This is a genomic window from Ideonella azotifigens (assembly GCF_006519715.1).
GTDB lineage: Bacteria > Pseudomonadota > Gammaproteobacteria > Burkholderiales > Burkholderiaceae_C > Ideonella > Ideonella azotifigens.
Genome location: NZ_VIDT01000080.1, coordinates 1 through 13,507 on the forward strand (window position 1 = coordinate 1; position 13,507 = coordinate 13,507).

14 protein-coding genes and 2 pseudogenes are annotated in these 13,507 nt (G+C 66.5%); 7 read left to right on the top strand and 9 right to left on the bottom strand.

Features of this window, described 5'->3' with window-relative positions:
* Positions 1-423 (top strand): annotated as a pseudogene (locus tag FKP22_RS07765) (shikimate dehydrogenase); the annotation flags it as partial.
* 47 nt (positions 424-470) lie between these two features.
* Here FKP22_RS07765 and FKP22_RS07770 read toward each other — a convergent pair.
* Positions 471-1,361 carry an AraC family transcriptional regulator gene (locus FKP22_RS07770; RefSeq protein WP_141286775.1) on the bottom strand — a complete coding sequence of 297 codons (891 nt, stop codon included), beginning with the start codon at positions 1,359-1,361 and terminating at the stop codon, positions 471-473.
* Between the two features lie 131 nt (positions 1,362-1,492).
* Between FKP22_RS07770 and FKP22_RS07775 the strand changes: the two genes are divergently transcribed.
* The 3 genes and pseudogenes from FKP22_RS07775 to FKP22_RS33765 all read left to right on the top strand — a co-directional run bounded on the left by FKP22_RS07775 (position 1,493) and on the right by FKP22_RS33765 (position 3,168).
* Positions 1,493-1,909 (top strand): putative quinol monooxygenase, encoded by a 417-nt coding sequence (locus tag FKP22_RS07775; protein ID WP_141286776.1) that lies wholly within the window; start codon positions 1,493-1,495, stop codon positions 1,907-1,909.
* 498 nt (positions 1,910-2,407) lie between these two features.
* Positions 2,408-2,563, top strand: a pseudogene (locus FKP22_RS34500) (integrase); the annotation flags it as partial.
* A 161-nt stretch (positions 2,564-2,724) separates the two neighbouring features.
* Positions 2,725-3,168 carry a tyrosine-type recombinase/integrase gene (locus FKP22_RS33765; protein WP_259372431.1) on the top strand — a complete coding sequence of 148 codons (444 nt, stop codon included), beginning with the start codon at positions 2,725-2,727 and terminating at the stop codon, positions 3,166-3,168.
* 91 nt (positions 3,169-3,259) lie between these two features.
* Here FKP22_RS33765 and FKP22_RS07785 read toward each other — a convergent pair whose 3' ends face one another.
* The 6 genes from FKP22_RS07785 to FKP22_RS07810 all read right to left on the bottom strand — a co-directional run bounded on the left by FKP22_RS07785 (position 3,260) and on the right by FKP22_RS07810 (position 8,627).
* A complete protein-coding gene (locus FKP22_RS07785; RefSeq protein WP_231011003.1) occupies positions 3,260-4,252 on the bottom strand; it encodes an MxaL protein in 993 nt (330 codons plus the stop codon).
* Positions 4,249-4,761, bottom strand: a complete 513-nt coding sequence (locus FKP22_RS07790) for a tetratricopeptide repeat protein (protein WP_233446822.1) — start codon at positions 4,759-4,761, stop codon at positions 4,249-4,251. The genes FKP22_RS07785 and FKP22_RS07790 overlap by 4 nt, the downstream gene beginning before the upstream one ends.
* 53 nt (positions 4,762-4,814) lie before the next feature.
* Positions 4,815-5,810, bottom strand: a complete 996-nt coding sequence (locus tag FKP22_RS07795) for a vWA domain-containing protein (protein ID WP_310733312.1) — start codon at positions 5,808-5,810, stop codon at positions 4,815-4,817.
* Entirely contained in the window at positions 5,807-6,595 is a 789-nt protein-coding gene (locus FKP22_RS07800; RefSeq protein ID WP_141286779.1) for a hypothetical protein, read from the bottom strand. Before FKP22_RS07800 ends, FKP22_RS07795 begins: the two co-directional genes overlap by 4 nt.
* A gap of 77 nt (positions 6,596-6,672) precedes the next feature.
* Entirely contained in the window at positions 6,673-7,527 is an 855-nt protein-coding gene (locus tag FKP22_RS07805; protein ID WP_141286780.1) for a DUF58 domain-containing protein, read from the bottom strand.
* Between the two features lie 80 nt (positions 7,528-7,607).
* Positions 7,608-8,627, bottom strand: a complete 1,020-nt coding sequence (locus FKP22_RS07810) for an AAA family ATPase (RefSeq protein ID WP_141286781.1) — start codon at positions 8,625-8,627, stop codon at positions 7,608-7,610.
* 130 nt (positions 8,628-8,757) lie between these two features.
* On the opposite strand from FKP22_RS07810, the gene FKP22_RS07815 reads away from it, so the two are divergent.
* Positions 8,758-9,759: an AraC-like ligand-binding domain-containing protein gene (locus FKP22_RS07815; protein WP_141286782.1), complete on the top strand. Its 1,002-nt coding sequence runs from the start codon at positions 8,758-8,760 to the stop codon at positions 9,757-9,759.
* Between the two features lie 470 nt (positions 9,760-10,229).
* Here the strand turns inward: FKP22_RS07815 and FKP22_RS07820 are convergent, their stop codons facing one another.
* Positions 10,230-11,129 carry a LysR family transcriptional regulator gene (locus tag FKP22_RS07820; RefSeq protein ID WP_141286786.1) on the bottom strand — a complete coding sequence of 300 codons (900 nt, stop codon included), beginning with the start codon at positions 11,127-11,129 and terminating at the stop codon, positions 10,230-10,232.
* Positions 11,130-11,271: 142 nt separating this feature from the next.
* Here FKP22_RS07820 and FKP22_RS07825 point away from each other — a divergent pair, with 142 nt between their 5' ends.
* Both FKP22_RS07825 and FKP22_RS07830 read left to right on the top strand, forming a co-directional pair.
* Positions 11,272-12,024: an SDR family oxidoreductase gene (locus FKP22_RS07825; protein ID WP_141286783.1), complete on the top strand. Its 753-nt coding sequence runs from the start codon at positions 11,272-11,274 to the stop codon at positions 12,022-12,024.
* Positions 12,025-12,116: 92 nt separating this feature from the next.
* Positions 12,117-12,782 (top strand): glutathione S-transferase family protein, encoded by a 666-nt coding sequence (locus FKP22_RS07830; protein ID WP_141286784.1) that lies wholly within the window; start codon positions 12,117-12,119, stop codon positions 12,780-12,782.
* Positions 12,783-12,856: 74 nt separating this feature from the next.
* Here the strand turns inward: FKP22_RS07830 and FKP22_RS07835 are convergent.
* On the bottom strand, positions 12,857-13,507 hold a 651-nt coding region (locus FKP22_RS07835; protein ID WP_510606712.1), incomplete at its 5' end, for a M41 family metallopeptidase.

Here is a 13,507-nt window from a genome sequence, read left to right on the forward strand (position 1 = left end):
ATCGCTGCATCGCTCGCCGCGGCCGGCGTGGCCGAGATGCAGCTCTTCGACTCGAACGCAGCCGCCTCCGATGCGCTGGCCGGCCGCCTCGCCCAGCACTACCCGCAACTGAAAGTCGGCCTCGGCCGCAACGACCCTGCCGGCATGGACCTGATCGTCAACGCCACGCCGCTGGGCTCCCGCGAAGGCGACCCCCTGCCCTTCGACGTGGACCGCATCGCGCCCACCACCTTCGTCGGCGAAGTCGTCATGCGCCAGCGCATCACTCCCCTGCTGGCCGCCGCCCAAGCCCGTGGCTGCCCCATCCAGGTCGGCACCGACATGCTCTTCGAAATGATCCCCGCCTACCTGGAATTCTTCGGCTTCGGCATCGCCACGCCGGAGGAACTGCGCGAGAGCGCGGAGTTGCCGGACGGGGCTTGAGCGCTGCGGGCCGCCCTGGGCAAAACGGATGCACGAGCGGCAGCAGGCTACCCGCCCGCGCCGACCGCTGCCAACAGGCCTGACGCCGCCTGCTTGTCCCTGATCGGCGGCTGCCCATACATCCTGGTGTATTCGCGGCTGAACTGCGAAGCGCTTTCGTACCCCACCTCGAAAGCGACCTGGCTCATGTTCTTGCCCTTGGACAAGATCAAGCGGCGTGCCTCGATCAACCTGAGGTGCTTCTGGAACTGCAGCGGAGAGAGCGATGTGATGGCACGAAAGTGCTGGTGGAACGCCGAACGGCTCATGCCGGCCGCCGCCGCCAGCCGCTCAATCTGCACGGGCTGGGCATGGTCCGCACGCAGGATGGCCACAGCTCGCGCAATGCGTCGCACATGGCTGTCGGGCAGGCCCAGGCAGCGGATGGCCGGGCCTTGGCGGCCCAGCAGCAGCCAATGGTGAATCTCTCGGATCAAGCCATCCTTGAGCACCGCGAGTGATTCCGGGCGATCCAGCAGCAGCACCAGCCGACGCAGAGCGTCGCGCAGGTCCTCGCGTGTGTCGGGCGCGACTTGCGGTGGACAGGCCTCGGGCGCATTCACGATCAGTTCCGTGATCACGGCCGGATCCAGGTCCAGTGCCAGCGCCAGGTAGGGCTTGGCGATGCTGGCCTGGCTGATCCGACTCGCCGTCGGCCGGTTGCCCGTGACGATCATCGTGTCGCCGGCGGCATAGGACGACACGCCACTGTCCATGGCGACGCGCTTGCGGCCCTGCAATACCAGGCACACCAAGGGACTGACCACCGTGTGCTCCAACTCGCTGGGTGCCGCACGCTGGACCAAGGACAGGCCTTGGACAGGCCTGACGGTGACCCCTTCAGCCTGCTTGTGCTTTCCCGTGTAGCGCAGGATCGCCTGCTTCAGCTCCTCGGACATGGCGCATTCTGTCCATGACGGCTGTCCAAGTAAAACCGGCCTGGACAATCAGGCAAGCAATGTCGACGTTCGGGCACGAGCCAAGGCCGCCTCGACCCTAGAGTGGGCGCATCGACCCAGGAGACCCGCACATGCCCCAGTTGCCTCACGAGATCCCCTCCAGTTCAGGGAAGCCGCTCGCCGCTCACTGCGGCGTGCAGGTGCTGGGCGAACAAGGCGTTGAAGGCCGCAAGGCATTCTTCATTCGGATCGAGGCCCGGCCTGGACAAGAAGAGGCGGTGGCGCAAATGCTTGGAGACATCCGGGCATGCGTCGAAGATGAGCCCGCCACGGGACCGTGGTTTGCCTTGCGGTTTTCACAGACGAGTTTTGCCATCTTCGAGGCCTTCCCCGATCTGGCAGGGCGCCAGGCGCATGTCGAGGGCGGTGGTGGCGACATCTTCCGCGACCTCGCGCGCATGAACACCATCCTGGCCGATGCGGCCACGGTGCACCGCGTCGATGTTCTCATGAGCAAGGACCACTTCTCCCATCACCCGGCGGATTGATGGGCTTGGCTGCCGCCAAACCGTCTGCACACGGATCCAGCGCCAGTCGCGCACCCTGGCCAGCACGTCCCGCAGTTGGATGCGGACGGGCCTGGGACCCAACGACCCGGCCGCCATGGAAGAGCTCGCCGACTGGCGCCTTGCGACCCCTATGCATGGGCCTCACCTATGCGTAGTTGCCTGTCGCAGAGCGGGCGTTACTGAGGCAGGACGCGCCCTGCAAGCCCTCGATGTCGTGAGCATCTACACATGGTCCTTGCCCGCAGGTGCACTGGCGGCTCCACAACCTGGAGACCGCCATGTGCACCAAGCCTTGTTCTCGCTCCCATTCCTCGGGCCGTTCCCGCAGCTGCAATCAGCTGGACCGCCACATCCCGGGGTACCGGCAGTACCTCTCGGCTGGGCCACCTTCTTGTCGTCCTGCGCGCCGACAACGCCATCGCGCCTAGGCCGCTGGACATGACCGAGCTGGCGCAGGAACTGCGTCGCTACGACCACATGGAGCTGGTGCGAGGCCTTGCCCCGAAGACACGCGAGGGCGCTCTGCGCCTCGTCGAGGCCTTGCTGCGCAAACACTTCGGTGACGACACCATCCAGTTCGATGTAATCACGCCGGAACGCGTGCGCCGCTTCTTCGCCGCCCAGGCCAAGAACTACAAGGCGCCAACGAGCCTGGGCGCCGTGGTCTCGGCCCTGCGCGGCTACTTCCGCTGGCGTGCGACGCTGGGTGACCGTATCCATGCGCTGGTTGGCGCGCTGGCGTACCCGGCGAACTGGCAGCTGGCAGCTGGCATCGTTGCCCCAAGCCGCAGGAACTGGCAGAGGTCGAACAACTCGAGGCCGCCCTCGGCCAGGGCGGCCCGTCGATGCTGCGTGCTGACACCATGGTGCGCCGCATGCTCGATCTGGGCCTGCGCAGCGGCGAGGTCGCACGCCTGGGTCTGGACGATATCGACTGGGAAGCCGGCACGATCACCTTGCGCCGGACCAAGGGCCGGCGTGAAGACGTGATGCCCTTGCCGGAAGCCACGGGGCGAGCCATCGCCGCATACCCTCGCGACGAGCGACCGAAGACCCAACACCGGATGGTCTTCGCCCGGCACATGACGCCACGGGAACGACCGATCGGCCCGGACCTCGTGCGCAAGACCATCCGCCAGCCCCTGGCCCCCTGCTGGCGCAAAACAACCGGGTCTGACCACCGCAAAGCAATCTTGGAATGGGCAAATGCGGGGGCTGCAGCTGCCGAATTCACCTGACGCGTGGCGCTGTCGCACCAGGGGGTTGGGCCGGAATCCAGCACTGGCAAGCCCTTCAACCCTCAACCCGGTGCCGCTGTACATACCGCCGTCAAGTACGGTGCAGCCCGTTCACCGGCCTGCGCCGCTCCGGCCGAAATCGCCACACCAGGAGCAACAGAGCCAGCCCCGCCGGCAACCAGCGAAGATCGGTCTCGACCGGTTGCCGCCAGGCGAGCTGACTGTCGAGCATCGCGCGCTTCAGCACGCCTGGATCGGTGAGGGGCGCATAGCCCAAGCCCATTCCGACGGCGAGCGACTGCAGGTAGTCGTCCTCGCGGCGCGACAAATGCTCGATGCCCTGCCCCACCCCTGGCCGCTGCACGACTTCATCGGCCGTCCAGAAACCGGCCGGGTTGCCATTTGAATCCGTCTTCGGAATCCGCACTGCCACTTCTCCGCCCACTCCGATCAGCCAGCCGCCGATTTCGCCGGGCGTGATGTCAGCCATCACCGGCAGGCCGGGTTCGCGCAGGGGCGGCGCCTCTTGTCCGTCGGTCAGGAAGATCACGTGGGTGTGCGGCTCCATTTGCTTGGCGGTGCGCAAGGCCCAGGTGACTCCCTTGCCGATGTTGCTCGCATTGGCCCAGCGCATGCGGCCATCGATTTGATCCAACGAAGCGAGCAGCTCTTCATAGTGGCCGCAGACCTCCACCGGCAGCAGCAGCACCAGCACGCGGTAGTCGGCAAACAGACTCCAGCCGATTTCGGAACCGCATGGCAGGGCGAGCAGCGCCTCATGCGCAGCGGCGCGGGCAAGCGCCAGCCGGCTCACCGGCAGGCCGTTCAGCTGCAAGTCCTCGACATCCATGCTTTGTGTGACGTCGAACGTCACCATGTAGCGGTAGGTGTCACGCGACAACAACAAGTGCGGTGTGCCCACGGCCAACATGAGCAGCAGCAACGCCGACGAGACGGGCCAGGTGGCGCGGTCGAATGCAGCGCGCAACCAGTTCAACACGAAACGCGTCGGGGCGTTGGAGGCAGGCCGTTCGATGCCGGCAGGAGGAGGCATCGCAACCGGGGGATGGACCGGCGCGTTCATGGCAAGTCGCCGGCCTTCATGCCGCGCATGCGCACGCGGCGCTGCTCGACTGGAACGTTCTCGTCGGCGAACGCCGCTTCGTTTTCGGGCGCGAGGCGCAGCGCGCGTTCGAGGTTGTAGCGGGCGTCCCACTCTTGCGGCGCGGTGCGCAGCAGTTCGCGATAGCGCTGCTTGGCGAGCTCAAGCGCCGCGACCGAGTCGCCAGGTGCGCCAGCCATGCCCTGGCGCAGGTAGACGTTGGCCAGGTTATAGAGCGCCACCAGGCGCAGGCCCGAGGGCGAATCGTCCTGGAGCAGTCGGCTGTAGAGCTTGATCGCGGCGTCGTGCTGGCCCGAAAGCGAGAGCACATGGGCCCGGGTCAGGCGGGCTTCGGGCAGGGCATGTGGGTCGGATATGTCGCTGGAGCTGGCTGCGTGGCTCGCTGCCTGCAGGCCCTGGGTCGAGGCCAGTGCCATCGCCTGGTTGACCGCCTTCGCATGCTGAAGCTTGAGCGCCTGTTGCAACAACATGCCCGTGAACACGAAGGCGACAACACCAAACAGGGCATGTGCTGTTCGCCGCTTCATGACCATCCCCTCACTTCGATCGATCGCCAGGCCAGCAGCGCGACGCAACACGCGAGCGCGATGGTGAACAGAGCACCGCTGTGATCGCGACGTGGTACGCGTTCGAGGAACGAAAGCGGCTGGTTCTGTTGGCGATCGATCTCGGCGACCGCTGCTGCCATGGCGCCCGCATCGTCTGTCTGGTAGAGGTGGTAGGGCGTGGCAAGCTTGCTGAAGAAGCGGTGCAGCGAGATTTCTTCGACACTCTCGTCGGCGTCTGCCGTGAGACCCTTCAGGTCGGCCGAGTTGTGGCTGGTGCGGATGTAGATCCAGTACACGCCGATGCGCTGGCGCGCCAGCCCGGCCTCGATCTTCTGGCGTGTGGGCGCGTCGAGTTGCGCGCCGCCGTCTGAGGCGATGAGAACGACGCGGCTGCCCGAGTAGGGGCGACCTTCGAACTGGCGGATCGCCATCAACAGGGCGCTGCCCATGTCGGTGTCGGGCAGGCCACGGCCGATGCCGGCAGCGGACAGGCCGGCAAGCACGACATCGCGCCGTTCGGTGAACGGCACCGTGGTCATGGGCCGGGTGCTGAAGGTGATCAAGGCGAAGCGGTCGTCCTGCCGCTTGGTGACAAACTGGGCGAGTAGTTCGCGGACGATCTTGCCCTTGGAGTCGCCGACTTCCAAGCCGCCCCCGGAAGAATTCCAGGGCCTGATGACGCTGTCCATGCTGCTGCTGCGGTCCAGCAGAATCAGCACCTCGGCGCCGCGGCCGGTGCGCTGTATCTGCGCGCCCGATTGGCCCGGACCGGCGAGCCCGACAACGAGGCTCGCCAGCGCCAGCACGCCGAGGGCACGCCATACCGGAGACAGAGCGCGGCCGACGCGGTCCACCGGCAGCCAGGCGAGGTTGGAGAACGCGAGCGCGTCGCTGCGCCGCCGCAGCATGGGCAAGGCAGCCAGCGGCAGAAGAAGCAGCATCAAGGGATGCAGGAAGTCGAGCGCCATCATGACCCGCCGTGGTGACGCTTTTCTGCGTCGCGCAACGCGAGGCAGAGGTCGCGCAAGGGGTAGGAGGCGTGGATGGGCTCGGTCGCGAAGAACCGTTCGCTGGAGCGTTGATAGAACGCCTCCAGTTGCGGCTGCAGTGCGCGCAGATGTGGCGCACTGGTCAGCAGCCCACCCAGGGTGCTGGCCGTGACCACGTGGCCCGCCGTGGCGTCGAGCGCCCGGTGAATGCTGAGCCACGCGGCGGGCTCGGCCTGAACTGCTGCCCTGTCGAAGCGCTGCACTTCGGCCCAGGCACGCGCGAAGGGCAGCCGGATCGCCTCGCGCCGGTTGCGCCACAGCCACCAGGCGAGCCAAGCCGCGAGCGTCAGTGCCAAGCCGGCGGCCAGACGATCGAAGCGCCGGCGGATCAGCGCCGTGGGCAGAGCGGCAACTTCGTGGTCAGGACGCATGGCCAGCAGATCGCCCTGCGCAGCCACGTTGTCTGGCGTCAGGGGACCCATGGTGATGGGCCACTCGGCGATCTGCCAAACGTTGCCCGACCGGCCCTTGAGCGTCAGCGCCGGCAGATTCGCGTTGGTGAGCGCTCGCGGCGCATTGACCACCTGGTAGTCGATCGCCAACCAGCGCTGGCCGGAGGCATCGGTCTCAAGGCGCGGCATTCGGCGGTCGAACCACGCACCGACGCGGCCGCTGGGCGCTGCCGCCGCAAGTTCGTCGTCACCGAGCAACAGGCGCTGCGTGAGCACGTCGCCTATCGTGTTGCCGAAGGCGCGCGGCTGCTGCACGGTGGCCGGGGCCGCGCCGGCAACGATGGCGACGCCGGCGGCCAGCGCGCCGGCGACGAAGACCAGGAACGAACGACTCACGCCACGTTCTCGAGGAAGTAGCGCGACAGCGCCTCGGACTCGAACGCGCCGTGCACCCAAAAGGGCTGGATCTCGCGCGCGCGAAACCGGGTGTCGATCTCGGCGCGGCGATTCGCCACCGCGGTGCGCCATTGCTCCCGAAGGGCATCGCGCATCCACAGCGTTCGCTGCGAGCCGGACTCCGCGTCGCGCACCGTGAGCAGCGCGCCACTGGGCGGCGGCTCGGTCTCGGCGCGGTTCCACACGACGAGGGGCACGACGCGCGCTCCGCTCAAGGTGTCGAGCACCTCTCCCAGCACGGCCAGCGGCCAGTGGAAATCCGACACCAGGAAGACCAAGGCCCGCTTGCCGGCGAGCCGACCCACCGCGTGATTGAGCGCGGCATCGACGCTCGTGCCGGTGTCGCTGGCGCGGCAATCGCGCAGCAGTCCCGACATCAGGCCCGCCATGCCGCGGCCGTGACGCGCCGGCAGGAACAGATCGTCGCGCAGTTCGCGGTCGAAGGCGAGCAGCCCCACCGCGTCGCCAACGCGGAACGCACTGTGGCCCAGCGCCTCCACGAAGTCCGCAGCGACCTGCAGCTTGGCACGCCCGCCGCCGAACTGCATCGACGCCGAGACATCGACCACCGCGTAAACCGGCACGGCAACGCGCTGCTTGTGATTGCGCACCAGCCACTGGTGACGCACGTCGCGCACGCTCGCGCGCAGGTCCAGGCGGCGCGGATCGGGGTGGTCGAACAGGCGGGCGTGGGTAGCAAACTCCTGGCCGGCGCCGAGGGTGGAGCCTGCATGCGCACCTGCCCGGTAGCCGCCGGTGCGCGAGCGCAAGCGGTAGTGGAATTCTTCCATCTCAGTACCGCCCGGCCGCCCGAAGGTACTGAGACGCGCCCTCGGGGGGCAGTGAGCGAAGCGAGCGTGGCGGTTTCATTTCAGGGCGCGGCCACCTTGTCGAGGATTTGGCGCACCAGTTCCTCGGCGAGTTCAGTGCGGCGCATCTCATAGACCGGGGTGAAGAACACGCGGTGGCCGAGCGCCGCCGGAACCACGGCGTGCAGGTCGTCAGGCAGCAGGTGGGTACGTCCGGCCAGCCAGGCAACCACGCGGGCGGCGCGCAGCAGTGCGCTCACGCCGCGCGCGCTCGCGCCGGCGAGGATCAGGCGGTCCATGTCCACCCCCGGCAGCGATATGCCGAAGGCCTTGGGCGTGTCGCTCGCCTGCCACAGCGCCAGCACATAGCGCCGGATTGCCGGGCTGGCCTGCACGCTGCGCTGGATCGTGGCGGCGATCGCGTTGAGTTCCTCCCACGGCAGCAGACCCGCTGTGACCTGCTCGATCAAGGCGTCCACGTCGTGGTAGGCGGTCTCGAAGACCAGCGCCTCGCGAACCGCCGGGTCGCTGGGCTTGGCCATGTTGAGCTCGAACATGAAGCGGTCGCGCGCGGCCGACGCCAGCTCGAAGGTCTCTTCCTTCTCGACCTTGTTGCGGTCGGCGTAGACGGTCATGTGCGGAAACGAAAACTCTCGATTGAAGGCCGAGACCGTGCGTTCGGCCATCGCGCGCAGCAACAGCGACTGCACTTGCGGCCGGGCACGGTTGATCTCGTTGAAGAAGAAGGTCGTCAGTTGTTCGCCATGCCGCAGCAGCGGCCCGGGGTCGATGCGCGGCTGGCCCTCGGCACTGACATAGGTGTGATAAACCAGGTCACCGGGCAGCAGATCGATCGTGCCCTCGACCCGCTCGAAAGCGCCGCCGACCGCACGCGAGAAAGCGCGAAGCACGGTGGTCTTGCCCACGCCCACGTCGCCCTCCAGCAGCACGTGACCGCGCGCGAACAGCGCCACGTTGATGAGCCGGATCGTGTCCGCCTGGCCGATGACGGCCTTGCCAACCTCATCTTCGAGACGCAGCGCAAGGTGGTGCCAGTCGCGAAGCGATTCGTCCGAACTCATGGTTGCTCCCGTGGGCGTGGGCCAGGCGCATGCCCACAATCGACGTCAGCGTAGCCGCTGGGTCCGAAGGTGTCTTGCCTGAAAATGGCCTTGTCGATTGCCTGACAGTCAACCTTTCTGGGTGCGTCGCATGAACGTTGCAGTGGAGTTCTCGACCTTGCTGGTGCCGCCGAACAAGCGCGTGGCGCGCTGGACTGAAGCCGCGTTCGACCGCTTCGTCGAGTCGGCGTTCGAGGTGCTTGACGAGGACGGATTCATTGCCACGATGCGCAATCGCGAGCTCGCACAACTCTCGCTGACCCGCATCGACTCGGCCGGTCACAGCCGTAAGCGTGTCACGCGTTCGCAGCACCAGGTTGCGCGGGCGGCCGAGGACTTTGTGCTCGTCAGCATCCAACTCGAGGGAGGATGCCGCGTGGTCCAGGGAAATCGCGAGGCGATCCTCGCACCGGGTCAGTTCGCCATCTACGACAGCACGCGACCCTACGAGCTGATCCTCGAAGAGGACTATCAGCAGGCGGTGCTGCGGGTGCCGCGCGCCGCGCTGTTGTCCCGACTCGGCGACGCCGATCTGACGGCGCTGGCGGTAGCGGCCGAGGCCCTGCCCGCGCGCATGCTCAACCAGATGGTACGTTGCGCATGCGACTCCAACGCACCGCTGTCCTCGGCACAATCGCTCGACGTCGCCGACGGCGTGATGAGCGTGCTGACAAGCGGCCTGCGCGGCCTGCAGGGCGAACCCGACGTGACCTCGGGGGCTGGGGCGAGACAGATCGCGCGGGTCAAGTCCCATGTCGCCGAGAACCTGGGCGATCCGCAGCTCACGGTCGGCCGGATCGCCTTGTTTCTGGGTCTGTCGGTCAGCTACCTGCACAAGATCTTTCGCTCGGAGGGCACGACGCTGGAGCGCTGGATTTGGGAAATGCGTCTGGCCGCGTGCCAGCGGGCGTTGCGCGATCCGCGCTGGTCGGCCCGGACCATCTCCGACATCGCCTTCTCGTTCGGCTTCAGCGACGCCGCACATTTCAGCCGGAGCTTCCATCGGCGCTTCGCCATCACGCCGCGCGCGTGGCGACAGGCCGACGACGCACCAGGGTCGTCGCGGCCAAGCGTTTCTGACGATGCGCGATGACCGCCGCACTCTGACAGGCCAAATCCTCAGAAGGCAAAGGGCTTGCCGCTCAGGCAACCGCACAGCAGGGAGGTGCTTTGCAGCGGTCGTTGGTGATGGTCGTGTTGTGGCCGACCAGTGCCCGCCGCGAAAGTCAGCTGCCCGGCCGCGCAGTTCGAGCGTCAGCTCGAAGGCGATGAGTTCGTGGGCCTGACAGTCACTGGACGACCCTGAGCGGTTCTTGGACTCGCCGATCTCGCTGCCGAAAAGCAGTCGATCATGTCCAGTCGGTCGTTGAGAGGGGCCAGCCAACTGTCCATAGGCCACACTTGTCGGTGGTCGGCATGCGACCGCCGTGGCCGCAAGTCACGGGCCGCCAGCGGCGCTGGGTCCGAGTCAGGGGTTCGGCTGGGGCACCAGCCGCATCACTGCACGGTCTCAGCACCGGCGCGGGGCCGCGCGATTGAGGCAAAACCATCCGTGGGTGGCAGTCATTGCTGACCGGCGATGACTGGCTTGACGGTGCCGCCAAGGGCAGGAATCCGGGAGAACACGCCAGCAATGAAATCCATGAACACGGTTGCTCGCGTCGGCAAAAGTCGATTGGCGACGTAGACGATCTGGACAGGAACGGCCGGCGCGGAGTAGCCCGTCAAGATGAACTTCAGGCGCCCACTCCTCAACCCTTCGTCGAAGAGCCATGCCGGGCCGTGGCCGATTCCCAAGCCTGCAATGACCGCCGCGCTGACCGCTTCAGGTGAGTTCACTCTGAGCCTGCCGGAAACGGGCACATCGGTCTCGCGAAAGCGCCAGGTAGCACCCGACGACAGCAGCGTGTAGATGACGCAGTCGTGGTCTCGGAGGTCGTTAGGCGTTTGCGGCACTCCGCGCTTCGCCAGGTAGGCTTCACTCGCCACGAACACGCGTTCGTAAGCGCCTATGCGTCGAGCCCGCAATGCGCTGTCTTCCAGTTGCCCGATGCGGATCGCCAGTTCTGTCCCTTCGTCAACGAGGTTGACAAATCGATCACTGATTTGCAGGTCCAGGGTCAGCTTCGGATAGCGCTCAAGAAAAGTCGGGACGTGCGGCAACACGAAAGCATGGGCCAGCGCGGTGGGGCAGGCTACCCGCAAGAGCCCTGAGGGATCGACGTTGCTCCTGAAAGACGACTCGGACTCGTCCACAGCATCAAGAATCCGCCGGACATCCGCGTAGTAGCGCTCCCCCTCAGGCGTGAGGGCAAGCTTCCGTGTGGATCGGTGCAGAAGCCGGGTCTGGAGGTGCTCCTCCAGCGCTGCGACGTAGCGGCTCACGTTCGGCTGCCCCAGGCCCAGGTCACGAGCTGCGGCCGTGAAGCTCCCCGTCTCCACGGCACGCGCGAAGCAGGTCATCAGCAGGAATCGGTCCAAGTGCCCCCCAATTAATGCCTGAAACGCATGGATGGTATTCAATCTGGCCATCTTATAGAAATGGAGGCATGGATGCACATTCTCCTTATCGGCCACGGTGGGTGGCCATCTACAGGAGAAAGTCATGTCACGCTTGCAAGGCAAACGCACCCTCATCACTGGCGGCACCAGCGGCATTGGCCTGGAAACTGCCAAGCAGTTTCTGGCCGAAGGCGCCCGCGTCATCGTCACCGGCGTCAACCCGGATTCCATCGCCAAGGCCCAGGCCGAACTCGGACCTAAGGTGCTGGTTCTGCGCGCCGACTCGGCCAGCGTGGCAGCGCAGAAGGACCTGGCACAAGCCGTCAAGAACCACTACGGCCAGTTGGACGTGGCCTTCCTCAACGCGGGCATCTCCGTCTGGCTGCCGATCGAAGACTGGACGGAAGAGATGTTCGACCGTTCATTCGATGTCAACGTCAAGGGCCCGTACTTCCTGATCCAGTCGCTGCTGCCGGTGTTCGCACCCTCCGCATCGGTCGTCCTGAACACGTCCGTCAGCGCGCATGTGGGCGCAGACCGCTCCTCCGTTTACGCGGCCACCAAGGCAGCGGTCCTGAACATGTCGAAGACGCTGTCGACCGAGTTGCTCGGGCGCGGGGTTCGCATCAACGCGGTCAGTCCGGGGCCTGTCGACACGCCGCTGTACGACAAGCTGGGCATCCCCGAGGCCTACCGCGAAAAACTGAACAAGGACATCGCGGCCACCATCCCGCTGGGCCGCTTCGGCACGCCAGAAGAGGTGGCCAAGGCCGTGCTGTACCTGGCCTCCGATGAATCCCGCTGGTCGATTGGCACGGAAATCGTGGTCGACGGCGGTCGCCTGCTCAATCGCTGAGCGCACAAGGTTCCGCGCGCCGAAGGCGCCTTGCGACTGGCACGAGTCGAAGGCGCCTTCCTGATCCCTGCCAACACAGACGCCCCATCAAGATGCTCACCCTGATCAGCCACCCGCTCTGCCCGTTCGTGCAGCGCGCCGCGATCGTCCTTCTGGAGAAGGGCGTCGCCTTCGAACGCGTCAACGTCGACCTGTCGGCCAAGCCCGGTTGGTTCCTCGCGCTGTCGCCCACTGGCAAGGTGCCCGTGCTCAAGGTTCCCCAGGCCCATGCCGAGGACGCGGCGCTTTTTGAAAGCGTGGTGATCTGCGAGTACCTCGACGAGACGCAGGGCGGCTCGCCGATGTACCCCCACGACCCGCTGACACGCGCCCGACACCGCGCCTGGATCGAGTTCGCCACCCAGACTTTCGCTGAAGGCTGGCAGTTCCTTCATGCGCGTGACTCGCAGGTTGCGGATGCGAAGCGCGCCAGCTTCCGTGAGCGCCTGGCCAAGTTGGAGTCGGAAGTCGCCGCAGGCCCGTATTTCGCTGGCGCGGCGTTCGGCATGGTCGATGCAGTCTATGCACCACTCTTTCGCTACTTCGAGCTGATCGACCCACCAGCGACGCGGCAAATCTTCGATGGCCTGCCGCGCGTTTCGGCCTGGCGAGAGGCATTGGCAGAGCGAGCCAGCGTGAGGAATGCAGTTGCCGAGGACTACGCCTCCCGCTTCCAGGCGCATCTCCACCAGCAAGGTGCCCTGCTGGCAGCGGCCTGATACCTATTTCATGCAGCCCAATCGAATCTCCAAGGAATCAGCATCACGAGCCGCCGGGTGGCCGCACACCTCCCCTATGCCCTGAGCCGCTCTGCCCCTTTCCCCCGAAACTCTGCCAGCCGCTCCGCGTACGGGTCCAGCGCGTCTTCTGGCCTGCCCAGCGGCAGCCCCACCACAGCGGCAAAGCGCGCAGGCGTGACCTGGCCCTGCGCCATCAACTCGTCCACCAGCGCCAGCAGCGCGCCGCGGTGGGTGTCGAGCAGCTTCGTGGCGCGGGCGTGCTCGGCCTGCAGCAGCGCTTCGATCGGGGCGTTGCTGGCTTCCACGTCGGTGCAGAGGTTCTCGTCATTGTTCATGGACACGTCGCTGCGGCCGATGCGCCCGCCGTGGCCGAAGTGGCGCAGCATGCGGGCTGCGCTTTCGGTGGCCTTGCGCAAGTCGCCTTCGGCGCCGCTGGAGCTCAGCTCAAGCCCAAAGACCAGCATTTCTGCGGCGCGGCCGGCGAGGCTGGTGCAGATCGAGTCCAGCAGGTTGCGACGCGACCAGACCTTGCGCGAGGTGTAGGCGTTGTAGCCGCCCTCGAAGCTGGCGACGTGGATCTTGATCTCCTGCGGCGCGCGGCCGAAGAGCAGCGCGTGCACCAGGCCGTGGCCGGCTTCGTGCACGGCCAGCAGCGCGCGGAAGTCGGCGTTGTTACGCTGGCGCAGGCGCGTGATGTCGAAGGG